Below are 19,708 nucleotides of genomic sequence, written 5' to 3' on the forward strand. Positions count from 1 at the left end.
CTCTTTTATTTACTTAACCATTCTATTGCATCATCTTCTTTTTCAAAAGTCTGTATTTGACCACTAATAAACCAAGATGATACTTTTGCACCAACTTCTATCCAAGTTTTATTTGTAATAATAGCAACTTTATCAAATTCGTTACCATGTTTTAATCCAAGCTTTAAATCATCCCAAGCAGCTTGAAATTCCCAGCCTTTTAATTCACTACAATCTATTAGTGCTTTTATTTTTGGTTCATTTATCTCTTTTAGTGCATTTTCAATCATAGGAGTGATTGTTTGATAGTCTTGGTGGGTTAGGGTACCTATTGCTTTTAAATAAAGATATAGCTTAGTATTTGTTCTTTGTAGACCTATTGACAGACCATGTTTAGATACGCTCATAATAGACTCCTTTAAGATGCTCTATTATGATTGTATATTTTATTTGTTTAAAATATTAGAAAGTGATTTATTTAGAAGTTGCTACGTTAAATTTACCTACAGCACAAGAAACAAAACTTTTAGCTGTAGTAGCTGCTTTATCAAAGCCTGATAGTTCATCACTTGTAAGAGGATATCCTAGCTTTCTAAGGCTTAGTTTTAACTCTTCTTCTTTATTATCTTCTATCTCAAGAGTAATTTGCCTTGGCTGTACATCTAGGTTAACTTCAACTTCTCCAAAAGTTTCTTTTAAAGAGTTTATTAAAGTGTTGGCACAACCACCACATTTTACATTGTGTACTTCATATGTTTTCTTCATATTTATACCTTTTTTAAATTTTTGTAATCTTATCTAAGAAGTGTGAAAAATATCTTTAATCTTTAAAAAACTTATTTTCTAAAGTATCTATTAGTTCTTGAACTGAAGAGATAGACTTATCAAAAAGCTTTTTTTGTTCATCATCTAATTTTAGTTCAAAAATCTTTTCTACTCCATTACTTCCAAGCATTACGGGAACACCACCAACTACATCTTTATATCCATATTCTCCATTTAAATATACTGAACAAGGATAGATTTTCTTTTGGTTGTTTAAAATAGCTTCTACCATTAAAGAAGTTGCGTGAGCAGGTGCATAATATGCTGAACCTGTTTCTAGTAGTTTTACTATTTGAAGACCACCATTTTTTGTTTTTTCAACAATCTCTTCAATCTCTTCTTTTGGAAGTAGTTCTGGAATAGGTACACCTGCAACAGTTGAGTAATTTGGAAGTGGAACCATGTCATCTCCATGTCCACCCATTACAGATGATTCAATTTGTCCTGCTCCAAAGCCTATTTTTTCTAGGATAAAGTGAGACATTCTAGCACTATCTAGAATACCTGCCATTCCAACAATTTGATTTGCAGGAAAACCAGATGTTTTAAGTGCAGTATAAACCATAGCATCAAGTGGGTTTGATACGATAATAACAATTGCTTTTGAAGCATAAGTTTTAATATCATCTATTACACTTTTCATAATTTTTGCATTTGTAAGAAGTAAATCATCTCTACTCATTCCAGGTTTTCGTGGGATTCCAGCTGTTACAACTATAACATCACTATTTTCTAAATCTTTTCCATCACGTGCTGCTTGAACTACGGTATGAGATTTTGCAGCATTTGCACTTTGAGAAATATCTAATGCCATAGCTTGAACTATATTTTCACGTATATCTTTTAGGACAATAGAAGAGCAAATACCCTTATTTGCTAAAGCATATGCTAAAGTTGAACCTACATTACCAACTCCAATAATACTTACTTTTTTGTTAATCAAGATATTTCCTTTTATTTTTTGAAATTATAACTTTTTGGGCATAAAAAAAGGCAAAGCCAAAGCTTCGCCTTTTATTTTTAGAACTTAATTATTAACCAATAATTGAGTTTAATGTAGCAGATGGTCTCATTGCAGCAAATGCTTTTTCATCATTTGGTAAGTAATAACCACCAATATCAGAAGGTTTACCGTGACCTGCAACTAATTCAGCAACGATTTTTTCTTCATTTTCAGTCATTGCTTTTGCAATTGGTTCAAACTCAGCTTTTAAATCTGCATCATCATTTTGTGCAGCTAATTCTTGAGCCCAGTACATTGCAAGATAGAAGTGAGAACCTCTATTATCAATACCACCTAATTTTCTTGAAGGTGATTTGTCATTTTCTAGGAAGCTTCCAGTAGCTTTATCTAATGTATCAGCTAATACTTTTGCTTTTGCATTGTCTTGAGTATTTGCTAAGTGCTCAAATGAAGCAGCTAATGCCATAAATTCACCTAATGAATCCCATCTTAAGTAAGACTCTTCAACGAATTGTTGAACGTGCTTAGGAGCAGAACCACCAGCACCAGTTTCAAACAATCCACCACCTTGCATTAATGGAACGATTGATAACATTTTTGCAGATGTTCCAAGCTCTAAGATTGGGAATAAGTCAGTGTTATAATCTCTTAATACGTTTCCAGTTACAGAAATAGTATCAAGACCTTTTCTCATTCTCTCTAAAGATTTTTTAGTAGCTTCTAATGGAGCCATAATAGAAATATCTAAACCAGAAGTATCGTGGTCTTTTAAGTACTCATTTACTTTTTTGATAAGTTCTGCATCGTGAGCTCTATTTTCATCTAACCAGAAAATAGCTGGAGTATCAGATAATCTAGCTCTAGTTACTGCTAATTTAACCCAATCTCTAATTGGAGCATCTTTAGCTTGGCACATTCTAAAGATATCACCTTCTTCAACGTCAAATGTAAATACATCATTTCCATCTTTATCAGTAACTTTGATAGTTCCTTTACCTTCAGCTTGGAAAGTTTTATCATGAGAACCATACTCTTCAGCTTTTTTAGCCATTAAACCAACATTTGGAACCGTTCCCATTGTAGTTGGATCTAATGCACCATTTTCTTTACAATCATCAATAACTGCTTGGAAAGATTTTGCATAACATCTATCTGGAATCATTGCTAAAGTATCTTCTTCTTTATCTTCAGTATTCCACATTTTACCACCACCTCTAATCATAGCAGGCATAGATGCATCAATAATTACATCTGATGGTACGTGTAGGTTTGTAATTCCTTTTGCAGAGTTAACCATAGCAAGTCTTGGTTGTTTTGCATATACTGCATCAATATCAGCTAAAATTTCAGCTTTTTTGTCTGCATCAACTTCATCTAACTTAGAGTATAAATCACCAAGACCATTGTTGAAGTTAACACCTAATGAATCAAATAATTCACCGTGTTTAGCAATTAAATCTTTGAAGTATACTTTAACAGCATATCCAAACATAATTGGGTCAGAAACTTTCATCATTGTAGCTTTTAAGTGTAAAGATAATAATACATCTCTTTGCTTAGCTTCATCAATTGCTTTTTGGTAGAACTCTTGTAATGCTTTTGCACTCATTCTTGTAGCATCAATAACTTCACCAGCTTCTAATGGAGTTGAAGCTTTTAATACTTTTTCATTTCCATTTTCGTCAACAAAAGAGATTTTTACATCATTTTCAGAAGTCATAGTAGTAGAAACTTCAGCACCATAGAAGTCATCAGCATCCATATGTGCTACGTCAGTTTTAGAGTCTTTTACCCATTCACCCATTCTATGAGGGTTGTTTTTAGCATAGTTCTTAACAGCTCCTGGAGCTCTTCTATCTGAGTTTCCTTCTCTAAGTACTGGGTTAACAGCAGAACCTAAGATTTTTGCATATCTTGCAGAAATCTCTTCAGATTCGTCATAGTTAGGTACTTTGTAACCTTTTGATTGTAGCTCTGCGATCGCTGCTTTTAATTGTGGAATAGATGCAGAGATATTTGGTAATTTTACAATATTAGCATTTGGGTCTTGAGTTAATTCACCAAGTTCGCTTAAGTGATCACCAATTCTTTGTTCTTCAGTTAAGTTCTCTGGGAAGTTTGCGATAATTCTTCCTGCAAGTGAGATATCTTTTGTTACCATTTCAATACCAGAGCTTTTTGTGAAAGCTTTGATAATAGGTAAAAATGAATACGTTGCTAAAGCAGGTGCTTCATCAACTTTTGTGTATATGATTTTTGACATGTCTATTCCTAAGTTTTGATTTTAAAGTAGAAACATCATATCACTAAATAAATTTATGATAAATGAAATTGTTACTTAAAAACCTAAGGAAATAATCTTTGTTTCAAAATTTCACATACTATTTAACATTATCCCAAAGAGATTTGATTGTAGAAGGTTTTTGTTTACTCACATCAGTATTCATTATTTTTTTAGCTTCTTTATCAAATTTATTTTCAACTTTTTTCTCTTTAGTATAAGTTTTTGCTACGCCTCTGTTTGCATTTATATTTTTAATATGCTCTTTATAAGAGCTAGTGAATTTATGTAAACCAGTAGTATTATCTCTTACAAAGTATAAGTAGTTACTTTTTACTGGAAAAATTGCAGCTTTAATAGCATTTAGACTAACTGCACTAATAGGATGTTCTGGAAGGCCTCTATTTTTATATGTATTATATGAAGAGTTATCCTCTCTAATTCTTTGTGCTGTTACTTTAACATGAGAATATTTTCCATAATTTAAAGTTCCATCCATTTGTAAAGCCATACCTCGTCTAAGTCTATTATAAATAACACTTGAAACTAAAGGCATCTCATCTACACTTGCAGCTTCTTTTTGAATAATAGAAGCCATAACAATATAGTAGTACCATTTTTTCTTATCATAATATCCAAAGATTTTTTTAGAAAACTCTTCATACTGTTTATTTGTATTTGAGAAAAGATAGAATAGTAAATGGTCTTCTTTCATTCCATATGGTAAGGAGTATGTTTCTGCTAAGATATTTCCATCTGCTTTATAAGCATGCTCATTATAGATTTTATTTAGTTTTTCTTCTGAAAGGTTGAACTTTTTTGCAATATCTTTTAAAAATACATATGAAGTTTCACCTGGAATTAAAGTGATATTTTTTAATGCTGCTTTTGAAGTTGTTAATTTATATAAAAAATCTGCTTTAGTCATGTATTGTGTTTTAAGATCAATCCAACCACTTTGAGGATAACCTAAAAATTTAATAATATATTTATCTACACTATTTAATTCATATCCTGTTTTGTTTAAATGTGATATAATACTGTTTGTACTACCTTTAGGAATATGTAATACCTTTGTTGAACTTACTGGAATATTTATATAAAATAGTACTGCAATTGCTGCAAGAAGGATAAACTCAATAATGCTAAAAGTTATTAAACTACTTATAATAACTCTATTAATCTTTTTTTTATTTTCCATTTCTCTCATTTTTACTGGGATTAAAATTGATTCTTTTTCGTTAGGTAATTTTTCAATTTCGAAATTGTATTTAAAATATGATAAAAAACTTATTTTAGAACTTGAAGAATTAGTTTTTGACTATGTTTCAAGTGATGAAGAAGTAAGTAGTGAAGACCTTAAGAAGAGGTTTCTTCAGGTACCTAAGATTTTAGACTATTTTGAAAAAATAGATATTGAAAGATTAAAGATAAAAAATAATGAACTTACTATTTTAATAGATAAAGAAGAGTTCTATATTGATAATAAAGATATGAACATCTCTGCAAATTTAAAATTTATAGATGATGAATTACATATGCAATTATACTCTTTATATGTAAAAGATTTAAATCTAACACTATTTGGTGAGTCTAAAGTTGATGCATCAAAAGGAGTTATCAACTTCTTTGGTTATTTCAATAAAGACAATATTGATGGAGAATTAAATCTAAATATAACAGAAAATATTTTAGATTTTTATGTAAATACAACTCATTCAATTAAATCAATAGGCTTTTTAAAAGAGATGTTTAGACTTGATGAAGTTGCAGAAGCATGGATGTATGATAATGTTGAAGGTGATATTGATTTAAACTATTTATATGGACAAGTTGATTTAAAAAAACAAAATGCAATCTTGAACTCTATAAAAGGTGAAGCTATTATTAGTGATGCCAAAATTAGATTTCATAAAGATGCAAAAACAGTTGATACTCCTAAATTAAAAGTTACATATGAAAACGATACCCTTTCTTTTGATTTAGAAAAACCAAAGTATGGTAACAGTGAAATTTATGGAAGTAGGGTATATATTCCATATCTTACAAGTTTAGAAAAAGGTTTAGTTGTAGTTGATTTAAAAACTAATTCAATGTTAAATGATGATATTTTAGAGATTTTAAAAGCATATGAGATAAAACTACCACTAAAACAGTTTTCAGGTTCTGCAACTTCTACATTAGTTCTTAGAATACCTTATTTAGCCTCTAAAAAGATGGATATTGATGGAAGATTTATTTTAGATGATGCAACTTTAAAATTAAATGATTTTGAATTTTATACAAAAAAAGCAGATGTTGTTTTAAAAGATAATGATGTATATGTAAAAAAATCACAAGTAAAACATAAAGATTTAATAGAAGGTGTTTTAGATTTAGATATAGATACAAAAAGCTTAACTGCAAAGGGTGAAGTTGATGTGTCATCATTTAACATACTTGCTGATGAAAAAAGTTTAATTAACTTAACAGGTCAAAAAATACCTTTAAAAATAGACTTTAAAGATAATACAAAAATCTCTTTAGATAGCTTGAATTCAAATATTTTGATAGAAGATGAACTTTTTAAGTTAACAGTTAATGATTTAGGTATTTTATATCCATATTCAGAGCTTTTAAAAGAGTTAGGAACAAAAGTAGGTAATCTAGAAGTTAATATAAAAGAAGAGAATAATATTTCTTTTAAAACAAAACTACAAGAGTTAGATTTTCCTTTTGAGAAAAATGGAAAGAAAATAACTGAACTAGAAGCAACTGGAGTTATAACAGATGCTTTTACTGAAATTAAGACAGATAATTCAGATATTGATATTATCCTTAAAAAAGATGAATTAGCACTTTTAAAGTTAGATGGAATAGATATTGTATTAAATAAAGATGAAAACTCTTTAAATGGTAAAATACCTTCTTTAAATATTGAGTTAAAAAACTCTAAAATTAAAGTTGATACAAATAGTACTTATAAAGTTGAATGGGCAAATATAAATCTTGATAATAATCAAGTTAAATTTGATGCAAAAGCTCTTGATTTGAGTTTGCCTTTTGAAAAAGAGGGCAAAGCTGTAAAAGACTTAGTTTTAAGTGGTCTTTATAAAGATAGTGTCTTAGAGTTAAAATCAAAAGATAAAAATTTAAATATTAAATATCTTACAGATAAAAGTAAGGTTTATATTGATTTAAAAGATTATAACTTAGTTTATAATACTGATGAAGTAGATAATGAAGACAAAACTTCTTATTATATAAAAGGTATAAACTCTAATATAGTAGTAAATAAAGACTATATTATAAAAGCTGAAGATTATGACTTTACTTTTGCAGAGCATTCAACAAATGTAGAGTTAAAGTATAAAGATACAAGTTTTCTTTATAATCAAGATTTTAATGGTAATTTAAAGCTAGAAGCTAAAAACATGAGTGATGAGTTTTTAAACTCTTTATTAAGTAAAGATTTAATAAGTGGTGGAAATGTAAATATAAGTGCCTATGGAAAAGATAAAATAGTAAATGGTACAGCCTTTATACAAAATAGTAAAATTAAAGACTTAGCAATATTAAACAACTTACTTATCTTTATAAATACTTCACCAGGACTAATTAATCCTTTATTAGCGATTCCATCTGTTGTAGGAATGGCTACAAATGGTGGCTTTAACATAAATGGTTATAGAGTAACAGATGGAAGAGTAGATTTCTCTTATGATTTTGATTCAAAGATTTTAAATATGTATAAAATCTTTACAAAAGGAAATGGAATTGATTTTGATGGAGATGCAAGTATCAATTTTGAAACTTCTCAAATTGACTCTAAATTAAAACTGATTTTCTTAAAAGATTATTCTAGAATAGTTGGAGAGATTCCAGTATTTAACTATTTATTCTTAGGGGATGAAAAAAGAGTAGATACGCAAGTAGAGATATATGGAACTTTACAAAACCCAGAGTATAAAACAAACTTAGCAAAAGATGGGATGAATGCTCCTGTAAACTTCTTTAAAAGATTGATAGAAGCACCAAAAAAGATATATGATTCAATAAGTGAGTAGAAAAATTCTACTCATTTCTTAAAACATCGATAACATCAATGTTCGTAGCTTTTTTAGCTGGATAGTATGAAGAGATTAAAACAATAACTGCGGCTCCAATTACAATTGATACAAAATCAAAAGTAGAAAGGTCTAATGGTAGTTTAGATGTCCCATAAACGTCAGCAGGTAGGGAAATAATTTCAAAGGTATCAAGAATCCACATACCTAAAAATCCTAAGCCTATTCCAATAATAATCCCAGAAAAACCAATAATAGTTCCTAGTTTTAAAAATATTTTTTTAATTTCTTTAGAAGTTGCACCCATAGATAAAAGTAGGGCAATCTCTTTTCTTCTACTCATAACTGTCATAAGTAAAGAAGAGATGATGTTAAGTGATGCAACAAGGATAATTAGCATTAAAACAATAAATAAAGCTTTTTTCTCCATTTCCATTGCAGCAAAGAAGTTTCCATTTTGTTGCCACCATCCAACAACTCCAGCTCCACCATTTAAAGCTAAAAACTCTTTTAAGGGTTTAATATCTTTCATAGCATTATCAGAATAAACATGAATCCCATCATAAATAGTTTTAGGCTTTTTAAGAAGAGTTTGTAAAGCTTCTATAGATGTATAAACATAAGTTTTATCATATGCATGAAGACCAGATTTAAATGAACCTTCATAGGTGAATCTTTTTAGTTTTGGCATCATTGAAAGACCAGTAGGGCTTAAAGAAGTAAAATAAAGAGTAACTTTCTCTCCTTGTGCTAAATACAAGTTCTCTTTAATACCATTTCCAACTACGATATCATATTTATCTAGTTCTAGATTTTTTACAGCTTTTTCATAGATAGAGTTAATAGGAGCTTCTCTTTTTGGGTCAACTCCAAAAATCATACCACCATTCATAGATTCACCACTTTGAAGTATAACTTGAGAACTTAAATATGGAGAAAATTTTAAATTGGGAAACTCTTTTTCTAAAGATTTAAGAAGGTCATTATCAACACTATTTTGAAACTTTGGATAGATAGATAGAGGATAGTTCATTGTAAAAAGTTTGTTTTCAAACTCTTTAGCCGTTCCATTCATTATTGCCATAGTTATGATTAGAACCATAACACCAATTGCAACACCAATAAATGCCAAAATGGCACTTATTGATATAAAAGGGTTTTTCTTGTCAAATTTTAGATACTTTTTGACAATAAAATTTACTAATTCTTTATTCAAATTAGTTTCCTGCCACTAAACCTCTTTTAGGTCCACTTTTTCCATGGCAATGTTTATATTTTTTACCACTTCCACAAGGACAAGGTTCATTTCTAGCTATTTTTTTCTCATTTGAAAGAATTTGTTCTTCTTCAAGGTTTGTAATAGCACCTTCGTTAGCTTCTTCCATTTCAGCTTTCATCTTCTCTAAAGCTTCTCTCTCTTTTTGTGCATCATCTTGGCTTTGTAATTGAACAGTAAATAATACTTTGATAATCTCATTTTTAATATTTGAAATTAATTCAATAAACATATTATAAGACTCTTTTTTATACTCAACTAATGGGTCTTTTTGGTTATAACCTCTAAGTCCAATACCAGTTTTAAGAGTATCCATAGAGTATAAGTGCTCTCTCCAAGCTTTATCAAGAATTTGTAAATAAAGAATTCTCTCTATTTCACTTTTTTGCTCAGGAGCTGCAACACTCATTTTTTGTTCATAGACTTCTTTAATAATAGAGATTAGTTTTTCTTCTAATGCAGGATAATCTTCAGCTACAATATCCTCTTTCTCTACTAATAAGTTAAGCTCTTCTTTGAATTTAGTAATAATAAACTCATAATTAAAGTCTTCTGATGGCATACCATCAATAATTTCTGCATTCATAAGAAGGTTTTGAATGTATTCAGCTCTATTTTCATCAAGTTTAGAGTTAATATCATAATCAGGGTTTAATAAGTCATTTCTAAAGGCATAGATAACTTTTCTTTGTTCATTTGCAACATCATCATATTCAAGTAGGTGTTTTCTACTTTCAAAGTGCATAGATTCAACTTTTTTCTGTGCATTTTCAACGGCTCTTGTAACCATCTTTGATTCGATGTGTTCACCTTCTTCAATACCAATTCTTTCCATGATACCTTTTATCTTATCACTTCCAAAGATTCTAAGAAGGTTATCTTCTAGTGAAAGGTAAAATTGAGACTCACCAACGTCACCTTGTCTACCAGATCTTCCTCTTAGTTGGTTATCAATTCTTCTTGATTCATGTCTTTCTGTACCAATAATTGCTAACCCACCTAAAGATAAAGTTTCTTCATTTAGTTTAATATCAACACCTCTACCAGCCATATTAGTAGCAATTGTTACTGCACCTTTTTGTCCAGCATCTGCAATAATCTTACCTTCTTTTTCGTGTTGCTTAGCATTTAATACTGTATGAGGAATTTTTAATTTTGATAATAGTTTATTTAAGTGCTCAGATTTTTCAATTGAAGCAGTACCTACAAGAACAGGTTGTCCCTTTTCATGGTACTCCTTGATCTTTTTAGCTACAGCATCAAACTTTTCTACTTCACTTTTAAAAATTAAGTCATTTCTATCAATTCTTTGAATCTCTACATTTGTAGGAATAGATACAACATCTAAGTTATAAATCTCTGCAAACTCTGTTGCTTCAGTTTGAGCAGTACCAGTCATACCTGCTAGTTTATCATACATTCTAAAGTAGTTTTGGAATGTGATATCTGCAAGAGTTTGAGACTCTTCTTGAATAGTAACACCTTCTTTTGCTTCTAAAGCTTGGTGTAAACCTTCAGAGAATCTTCTTCCTTCACTAAGTCTTCCTGTAAATTCATCAACAATAATTACTTCATTGTCTTTTACAACATAATCAACATCTTTTTCAAAAATATAGTTTGCTTTTAAAGCTTGGTCTAGGTTGTGAGATAACATTGCATTCTCTAATGAGTATAAGTTATCTACACCATATAGTCCCTCAGCTTTTTCAATACCTTGTTCTGTTAATAAAACTGATCTATTTTTTTCATCAACTGTAAAGTCACCAGTTGAGTATGGCTTTTCACTTGGGTCTTTAGGCTCAATTAATTCACCTTTTTCTAATTGCATTGCAATTTGTTGTGATTTTACATAATCGGCACTTTTATGATTAGTAGGTCCAGAAATAATTAAAGGAGTTCTTGCTTCGTCAATTAAAATAGAGTCAACTTCATCAACGATTACAAAGTGATGTTGTCTTTGAACTTTTTCTTCTAAGTCATAATGCATATTGTCTCTTAGATAGTCAAAACCAAACTCATTGTTTGTACCATAAGTTATATCAGCATTGTATTGTTCTTTTCTTGCTCCATCATCTTTTAAATCACCAGTGATAGCTCCAACTTGGAAACCTAAAAAGTTGTATAAAGGTTCTAACTCTTGTGCATCTCTACTTGCTAGGTAGTCATTTACTGTAACAACATGAACACCTTTTCCTGTCATTGCATTTAAAATAACTGGTAAAGAAGCAACTAATGTTTTACCTTCACCTGTTTTCATTTCTGCAATTCTACCATCATTTAGAACCATTCCACCAATTAGCTGAACATCATGGTGTCTCATATTCAGTGTTCTTCTACTAGCCTCTCTTGTAATTGCAAAAGAGTCATTTAAAACTTCATCTAGTTTTACTTCTTCATTTTGAACTTTTTGTTTTAAAGCATTAAAAGAAGATTGAAGCTCTTCATCACTCATAGCTTGGTATGTTGTTTCTAAAGCAGTGATTTGATTAGCTCTTTTTCTATATCTTTTTACTTCTCTGTCATTTGATGTGCCAAAAATTTTTGAAAACATATTAATCATAAAATAAATTCCTTTTTACCAAATCCTTCGCCATACATTTAGTTTAATTTGGTATTCGTTATAATCGAAAGATTATATAAAAAACAAGGTTAAAAAATGGTTTATAAACTTTTACTATTTGTGATAATTACATTTTCAAATTTATTAGCGGTAGATGAATTAAAAGAAATTAAAACTTTTCAAGCAGATTTTGCTCAAACAGTTACCAATGAATCAAGTAAGGCTATCTCTTATGAGGGAAAAGTATTTATAAAAAATAATGATAGAGTATTATGGAAATATCTCTCTCCAATTGAGAAGAATGTATTTTTATTAAATGATATTGTTGTTATTGATGAACCGGAGTTAGAGCAGGTTATTTATACACGTTTAAAAGAGCAGTTAAATATCCTAAGTATTCTGCAAGATTCAAAGAAGTTATCAGAAAACAAATATGAATCTTTCTTTTATAATAGAAAATATGAAATTTTAATAGATGAAAATAAAATTAAACAAGTTTCATATAAAGATGAATTAGATAATTACATTGTTATTAAATTTACAAATGTAGTTCAAAATCAAGAGATTCCACAAGACTTTTTTAGATTTATTCCTCCAAGTCACTATGACATTATAAAAAAATAAACATTTTTTAGCTACTATTTCGCCTAAGGTACAACAGACAATAGCTTGAAAGCTTTTCAAGAGGAAAGTCTGGGCTGCAGTGAAGCATGGTTCCATTTAAAGAATGGCTAGGGTAACCTAAGGGACAGTGCAACAGAGAGTAAACCGCCAATTTTATTGGTAAGGGTGAAAGGGTGGGGTAAGAGCCTACCAGCACTTTAAGTAATTTTAGTGGCTATGTAAACCCAACCAGCAGCAAGAAGAGCTTGGTAATAAGCTTCACGCTTATGTTCTTCGCAAGATTGCTTAAGTAATTTAGCAACTAGATAAATTATTGTCAAAAACAAAATCCAGCTTACCGTTGTGCCTTATTTTTTTCTTACTAATTTTAAAATAAATAAAAATAACAAAAAAATCAATCTCTAAAACTACTATAAATACAGCTATTGAACTAAATTAAACTTTCTTTTGTAAAATTCCAGTCACATTATCGTCACATTATTTTGGAGAAAATATGGATTTTACAAAAAAAGTTTTTTTATTAACATCTTGTCTATTAGTGAGTATATCTCTTAATGCAAATGAAACTATTGAATCTTTTTCAAAAGCAAAAAAGCTTATGAAAAAAGTATATAAATCAAATCAAACTACTTTTTATGGAAATTGTAATTATAACTATAAAGATAAATCAAACATGATTGTAAGAGAAAGTTGTGGATATAAACCTAGAAATGAGTACACAAAGAAGGGCAAAAAAAATCAAAGAGCAAGAAGAATAGAGTGTACATGTTAGTTTAATTAAAATGTAAAATATCCAATATTTATTTTAATGGACATTTTGATGTGATACAATAAACTTTTTAAAGGATATATCAATGTTAAAATCAATATTACTTTTCTTTCTACTTTTTTCATTTGCTTTTAGTCTTGGCAATGAGAATATATCTAGCTTTTCAAAGTCTAAAAAAATACTTAATAAAAAAATTTATAATATAGAAAAACTACGTTATGCATTTTATTCAAATTGTAAATATAATTATGAAAAATACAAATATGATAGTGGAAAAGAAAGATGGAAGCTCGTAGTAAATAAAGAGAGTTGTGGTTACATACCAAGAACAAAATCACAAAGAGCTAATTTTATTGAGTTTGAACATATTGTTCCTGCACATGCATTTGGACAGTATCTACCATGTTGGAAAAATGGAGGTAGAAAAAACTGTAGAAAAGTATCTAAAAAATTTAGATTTATGGAAGCAGATTTATATAATTTAGTTCCTGCGATAGGAGAATTGAATGCAGATAGAAGTAATTTTACTTTTACAGAACTAGTCGGTGAACCTAGAAAATATGGAAAAGTTGATTTTGAAGTTGATTTTAAAATGAGAAAAGTTGAACCAAGAAGTAAAGTTAAAGGACAAATTGCAAGGACTTATTTTTATTTTCAAAAAACATATAATTTGCCAATTAGTAAAAAGCAACTACATCTTTTTAATGTATGGAATAAACAATATCCTGAAACAACTCAAGAAATAGAAGTTAATAAAATAAAAGAAAAGATCCAAGGTAATAAATTTATATATTAAAATGAAAAAAATAATACTTCCAAAGTTAGATATCTATACTCCATTGCAAAAGAGTAACCAAATTATTAATGAAGACTATGATATTGACAACTACTTACATTACCCAATCTTAATTGATGAAGATGGAATCCCATGGAAGTATGGAAACTTATATCTATTATCAAAGTTGAAGAATTATAAAAAGCCATCTAGTAAAACATTAGACTCTATTGCTAATGACCTTAAAGACTTTATGTTATGGTGTAAACAATCTGATATAGATTATTTAACAGCAAAAAGAAAAGTTCTAACACCGACCTATAAATACAGAGGTTATTTACAAACATTATATGAAAATGGAAAAATATCCTCATCAACACTTAAAAGAAAAATAGGTTCAGTTATAGGGTTTTATAGATATTTAATTAATGAACAATATATAAAATTTAAATTTCCTTTATGGGAAGAAGGAATTACATCAATAACTTATTTTGATAATAAAGGGTTTAGTCAATCTAAGAATATTATAACTACTGATATTGCTAAGGCACCACTAGTTCAAAATCAAGAAATTACAAATGAAGAATTTATAAAAGATGGTGCTAATCTAAAACCATTAACAGAAAATGAGCAAGTATCAATTGTAAAAGCTTTATTGCAAATTGATAATAAAGAAATGACTTTAGGCTTTTTAATATCTATATTTACTGGAGCTAGAATAAGTTCTGTATATTCATTGAGACTTAAACATTTTAAGAAAAATATTGATTTTGAAAGTAAAGATGATATTACAGTGAAAATTGGTTTAGGAACAGATTGTGATACAAAAGGTGATAAACAATATTTACTTTATTTTCCACTATGGTTGTATCAAATGATAAAAATATATATACAATCTCCAAAAAGTGTTATTAAGAGAGAGAAAGCAAAACATATTTTTGAAGATAATGACAAGCAATATGTTTTTTTAAATAATAGAGGAAGACCATATTATGTATCAAAATATGATCCTTATAAACAAGATTACAGAAATATTCCAAATGGTAATACAGTTAGACTATTTATACTAAATACCTTACAAAAAGTATTGAAAAAAAACAATAAAAATATCAAGTTTTCTTTTCATGATTTAAGAGCTACTTTTGGAATGAATACATTAAATAGATTGTTACCATTAGTTAAAAGTGGTGAAATAGATATAAGTTTTGCACTTCATTATGTTAAAGAACGAATGGGTCATAGTAGTCTTATAACAACAGAGAGATATTTGAATTTTCAGAAATTAAATCAAGTAAAACTAAAAATCCAAAATGGATTCGAAGATCATTTATCAAAGTTAATTCTCAATGAACTATAAAAAAATAGAAATAAATTATATTAGTATTGATGAAGTAGAAAAACAATATATTGATAAAAGTTTATTATATAATAGTTTAGGTATAAAACTTAATCACAATTTTGCAATATGTCAAATTATTTATCCTCGCTCGATTAAAAAATCAAACTCAAAATTTGTATTAGTTGAATCTGAAAATTATGATCAAAGAAGATGCAATATATTGAATTATTTAATTGAAAATATTGTAATTAAGAATAGACAACTTGGTTTAAAACCTGCAACTACAATGAGAAGAATAAAAGAAGTTAAGTACTTTATCGAATATGCTGATAATGCTAATTTAAATTTTATTAATGATATCAATCAAGCTAGAAAAGCTTTTTTAAGATATACTAAATATCTTCAATCATCTATCCAACAAAGTAAATACACTCAAAGAACAGCCAGTAAACTGCAAAAAGAAGCCTTAAAGTTACTCTCAAATTTATTTAGTGTTAAGCCTATAGAAATAAAACAATCAACTATGTTAGTTCATTCAGGTAATGAAACTAGAACTACAAAGGCAATGAATGAATCTGATATTCAATTTTGTTTTAATTTTTATCATGATTTATTTGAAAGTATTTATGATTTTATAATTAATAATGCTACCTATCCATATAAAGCAATCATTACAAATACTAACTATTGGTTTCTTCCCTATACAAAAGGATTTATTGCTAATGAATTAAAAGTAATGAAAAACAGCGCTTTTGATTGCCACACAGGGAAAGTTCTAACGTATGAAGACTTATACTATGAACCATATTTAAATATTAATAAACGAAAAAGAGACACATATAAAAAAGCTATAAGAGTTTTTAATCAATATTTGCAAAATGCAAATAATAATCAGTTTAGTTCTGAGCGTTTAGCAATAGCCCAATTAGGAGTTCAAACCTACTATATTTTGTTTTTATTTACGACAGGAATGAATGATTCAACTGCATCCACATTAAAATGGAATGAAAACTATATTGTTCAAAAAGAAATGAAAGACTTTAAAAATATAAAATATCGTGCAGGAGATAAAATAGTTAAATTCCAAATTGCTTCAAAATTTTTGAATTTGTTTAAAAAATTTCTAGAGATTAGAAGCTATTTGCTTTTGCATAATTTCAAGAGTGATTATTTGTTTTTTCAAGGATATGGTGAAAGTACCTATTCTTCAACTACAGCTAAAAGTGGTAATTTGTCATCTTCAATCAATAATCGAATAAGTAAAATTTTTAATACAGAAAAGTTAAAATTTTTAACCTCAAGAACAATAAGATTATATAAAACAAAATATTTAATAAGGCACCATGGAATAATCCAAGCAGCGAACACGGCTCAAGTAAGTGTAGTTACATTACTAAAGCATTACACTGGAGAAAACGAAGAAACTAGTGCAGAACAAATGACAAAATATTATAATAATTTAAATAAATCTGCATTAATACACTCATCTAATGATAAAGAAATTACTGCTGGCCACTGTTCATCTTTTGGTAATCCTGATAGTGATATAAAATTAAAATCTATAAATATTGATTGTGAAAAAAGTGAAGGTTGTTTGTTCTGTAAACATTTTCGATGTCATGCTGATAGTGATGATGTAAGAAAATTATTGAGTCTTCTGTATATTATTGAAGAAACAAAGAATAAAGCTGATTCAATTGAACATTTCAATTCAATTTACTTAGTTGTTATTGATAGAATTAATTATCTCTTGGAAGAAATCTCTAAACACCAAAAGGATTTAGTTGAGAAAATTAGAGAAGAGGTTTTTGAACATGAAATATTATCCTATTATTGGGAAAAAAGATTAGAAATGCTTATAGAAATTGGAGTGTTGTAAATCATGGTTGAACAGAAAATAATATCTAACTCTACTTATTGGTATGATAAGGTAGGTAAAACACAGGAATTTTCAAAAGTAAATGATTTAACAATTATTTCAGCAGATAACACTGGAAATACTATTTCCTATTTTTATGATGACATATGGGACTTAAGCTCATATTCCATCAACTCAACTAGAACAGATAGTAAATTAGATTTTGGCCAAATTGAAAAAGCCCTTAGAAAACAAGCAAAAACTATTGCTTATATGATTTTAATGTATGGTAAAAGTCGTTTTGGAAGACAACTTGAAGCTAAGACAATTAAAGGACAATATTTTAGAGGGTGTATTGTCCCTATATCAAAATGGCTTACAGAAAAGAATTTAAATTTTAGTGACTTTTTTTCTGATGAGAGCATATTGTTTCAATATGTTAAACATCAAATTTCAATGAAAAAAGATTTTATACACTTGCCAGCTTTTTTTAAATTTCTGTCAAATACTTACCATGAAAGTTTCCCCTATAAAATAGTAATCAACAAAAAAACAAAAACTTATTTAGATGAAGCAAGAAAAATTAGAGAAAAGAATAAAAAGCAAACCCCTATTATTCCATCAAGAATATTATCTTATGCAATAGAAGCAAGATGGAATCATATTGATTATATTTTCAATCATATTGATGAGTTATCTAATTTTATTGAAAATTATATGAATCAAAAAGCAGATCATGAAAAACCTCAAAAAAGGTTTCTTAATGCTGTAAACTTTTATAAACTAGAAGATTTATTCAAAAAATATAATATTAATAATCGTGCAGAATTTATTACATTTATAAAGCAATTACAAGCAACTTCTAAAAATTTAATTCATACTTATAGTGGAATGAGAAGTGAAGAGGCTTATAGTTTAAATATAAATTCTTTTAAGCAATACAATTCAAAAAGTTTTATAATTGGATTCACAACAAAATTAGATGGAAGACAAAAAGAAACTAGATGGGTAACTTTAAATAAGATCAAAATTATATTTAAAATTTTTAAAAAAATAAACATTTCAATTCTTAAAAAACATAAAAATTTTATAATTCTAAATAATCCTCCTTTATTCCTTTCTGTTAATTTTTTAAGATTAAATAATATGGAATCATTATCATTATGCAGTTTAGAGGTCAATAATGAGTTATATTTAGATGAAAGTAAAGTTATATTAACACCAAAGGATTTAGAAGAATTAGAGTCTATTGACCCTTTTAGGAATTGGACAGAAGAAGACAAGTTTCAACTTGATTCAAGATGGTGCTTTACAACTCATCAGTATAGAAGATCTTTATCAGTCTATTCAATAAAAAGTGGTCTTGTTAGTATCGGTGCATTGCAAATTCAATTAAAACACTTATTTAGAGATATGACATTGTATTATTCAAATGGAGCTACAAATAACGTTAATATTGATAAATTGTATAGTGAAGATTTAATTAAAACACTTAAAAATACTAAACCAGAAATTAAAACATTAGAATTTATAAAGAACGTAATTTTTAGCGATGAAAAGCTATTTGGGAGTTATGGTAAAAAAATAGAATTAAAAAAATCAGCAATAACAAGTAATTATACATCATACATTTTAGAAGATAAACAGAAAACCTTAAAATTATTTCAAAATGGAGATTTGTATTACAAAGAAACTGCATTAGGTGGATGTATTTCGGTAGATCCTTGTGATTCTTTTTTGACCAATTCATTAACAGAGTGTTTTTCTTGCGATTGTGGTATTTTAAAAAAGAGTAAAATTGAAAAAGTGATTACCAAGGAAAAAAATCTTTTGGCACAATTTGAACGTGAATCTATTGAATATAAAACAATTAATATGGAATTAAATCAGTTGAAATCCTTATATCAAAAAGTTAATGGAGAAAATAATGAGTAATGAAATAATAGATGATTACTTTGAAGCGTTAGAAAGACTTAAGAATAATGTACCTATACGAATACCAAAAGGTAGTAAAATTAACAATGATAATGTATCTCTTGAAGCTGGTAGAAAAAAAGGGACGATTAAAAAATCACGACCTGTTTTTGATGAGCTTATTGAAGAAATCAAAAAAGCTAATGAAAAAGATATCAAGCCTATCCTAGAATTACAAAATAAGTCAGATAAGTACAAAGAGAAGTTTCTTCACTATAAAAAATTATATGAAGAATGTTTGAATAGAGAGCTAATGTATTTAGAAAGAATTGATAAATTAGAACAATTACTCAAAACAAATAGACCTATAAATAATGAACATTTTAATTAACTGATGTATTATTATCAAATATATATTAGATACATAAAAAAATTAAAATAATATTATTAGCTTTAAAGTGTTAGTCATTATTTTAATATATTATATTTTTTTATATA

The 19,708-nt window shown here is 28.0% G+C and carries 15 protein-coding genes and 1 other RNA gene; 9 read left to right on the plus strand and 7 right to left on the minus strand.

Annotated features, from left to right (window positions below; translation table 11 throughout):
• Positions 1 to 5: 5 nt before the first annotated feature.
• The 5 genes from CRV03_RS01610 to mltG all read right to left on the minus strand — a co-directional run bounded on the left by CRV03_RS01610 (position 6) and on the right by mltG (position 5,250).
• The gene (locus CRV03_RS01610; protein WP_129083390.1) at positions 6 to 386 is read right to left on the minus strand and encodes an STAS/SEC14 domain-containing protein; all 381 of its coding nucleotides are present in this window, start codon (positions 384 to 386) and stop codon (positions 6 to 8) included.
• 67 nt (positions 387 to 453) lie between these two features.
• Positions 454 to 744, minus strand: coding sequence for a heavy-metal-associated domain-containing protein (locus tag CRV03_RS01615; protein WP_129083391.1), 291 nt, complete (start codon positions 742 to 744; stop codon positions 454 to 456).
• A gap of 55 nt (positions 745 to 799) precedes the next feature.
• Positions 800 to 1,747, minus strand: coding sequence for a malate dehydrogenase (mdh, locus tag CRV03_RS01620; protein WP_129083392.1), 948 nt, complete (start codon positions 1,745 to 1,747; stop codon positions 800 to 802).
• 91 nt (positions 1,748 to 1,838) lie between these two features.
• On the minus strand, positions 1,839 to 4,031 hold the full coding sequence (locus CRV03_RS01625; protein ID WP_129083393.1) for an NADP-dependent isocitrate dehydrogenase: 2,193 nt from the start codon (positions 4,029 to 4,031) through the stop codon (positions 1,839 to 1,841).
• Positions 4,032 to 4,149: 118 nt separating this feature from the next.
• Entirely contained in the window at positions 4,150 to 5,250 is a 1,101-nt protein-coding gene (gene mltG / locus CRV03_RS01630; RefSeq protein WP_258238975.1) for an endolytic transglycosylase MltG, read from the minus strand.
• A gap of 64 nt (positions 5,251 to 5,314) precedes the next feature.
• On the opposite strand from mltG, the gene CRV03_RS01635 reads away from it, so the two are divergent.
• A complete protein-coding gene (locus tag CRV03_RS01635) occupies positions 5,315 to 8,095 on the plus strand; it encodes an AsmA-like C-terminal domain-containing protein (RefSeq protein WP_164968596.1) in 2,781 nt (926 codons plus the stop codon).
• 7 nt (positions 8,096 to 8,102) lie between these two features.
• Here CRV03_RS01635 and CRV03_RS01640 read toward each other — a convergent pair whose 3' ends face one another.
• On the minus strand, positions 8,103 to 9,311 hold the full coding sequence (locus tag CRV03_RS01640) for an ABC transporter permease (RefSeq protein WP_129083396.1): 1,209 nt from the start codon (positions 9,309 to 9,311) through the stop codon (positions 8,103 to 8,105).
• A gap of 1 nt (position 9,312) precedes the next feature.
• Positions 9,313 to 11,931 (minus strand): preprotein translocase subunit SecA, encoded by a 2,619-nt coding sequence (gene secA, locus CRV03_RS01645; protein WP_129083397.1) that lies wholly within the window; start codon positions 11,929 to 11,931, stop codon positions 9,313 to 9,315.
• A gap of 96 nt (positions 11,932 to 12,027) precedes the next feature.
• Here secA and lolA point away from each other — a divergent pair, with 96 nt between their 5' ends.
• The 8 genes from lolA to CRV03_RS01685 all read left to right on the plus strand — a co-directional run bounded on the left by lolA (position 12,028) and on the right by CRV03_RS01685 (position 19,601).
• A complete protein-coding gene (gene lolA, locus CRV03_RS01650) occupies positions 12,028 to 12,555 on the plus strand; it encodes a LolA-like outer membrane lipoprotein chaperone (RefSeq protein ID WP_129083398.1) in 528 nt (175 codons plus the stop codon).
• A 25-nt stretch (positions 12,556 to 12,580) separates the two neighbouring features.
• Positions 12,581 to 12,908, plus strand: an RNA gene (gene rnpB, locus CRV03_RS01655) — RNase P RNA component class A.
• A gap of 140 nt (positions 12,909 to 13,048) precedes the next feature.
• Entirely contained in the window at positions 13,049 to 13,327 is a 279-nt protein-coding gene (locus CRV03_RS01660) for a hypothetical protein (RefSeq protein WP_129083399.1), read from the plus strand.
• Between the two features lie 82 nt (positions 13,328 to 13,409).
• Complete coding sequence (locus tag CRV03_RS01665) at positions 13,410 to 14,120, plus strand: endonuclease (RefSeq protein ID WP_129083400.1); 711 nt, start codon at positions 13,410 to 13,412, stop codon at positions 14,118 to 14,120.
• A 1-nt stretch (position 14,121) separates the two neighbouring features.
• Positions 14,122 to 15,456: a site-specific integrase gene (locus CRV03_RS01670; RefSeq protein ID WP_129083401.1), complete on the plus strand. Its 1,335-nt coding sequence runs from the start codon at positions 14,122 to 14,124 to the stop codon at positions 15,454 to 15,456.
• A complete protein-coding gene (locus CRV03_RS01675) occupies positions 15,446 to 17,317 on the plus strand; it encodes a hypothetical protein (RefSeq protein WP_129083402.1) in 1,872 nt (623 codons plus the stop codon). The genes CRV03_RS01670 and CRV03_RS01675 overlap by 11 nt, the downstream gene beginning before the upstream one ends.
• A 3-nt stretch (positions 17,318 to 17,320) precedes the next feature.
• Positions 17,321 to 19,231, plus strand: a complete 1,911-nt coding sequence (locus CRV03_RS01680) for a hypothetical protein (RefSeq protein WP_129083403.1) — start codon at positions 17,321 to 17,323, stop codon at positions 19,229 to 19,231.
• On the plus strand, positions 19,224 to 19,601 hold the full coding sequence (locus CRV03_RS01685; RefSeq protein ID WP_129083404.1) for a hypothetical protein: 378 nt from the start codon (positions 19,224 to 19,226) through the stop codon (positions 19,599 to 19,601). Before CRV03_RS01680 ends, CRV03_RS01685 begins: the two co-directional genes overlap by 8 nt.
• Positions 19,602 to 19,708 lie beyond the last annotated feature (107 nt).

The organism is Arcobacter sp. F155 (assembly GCF_004116455.1).
Classification (GTDB): domain Bacteria; phylum Campylobacterota; class Campylobacteria; order Campylobacterales; family Arcobacteraceae; genus Halarcobacter.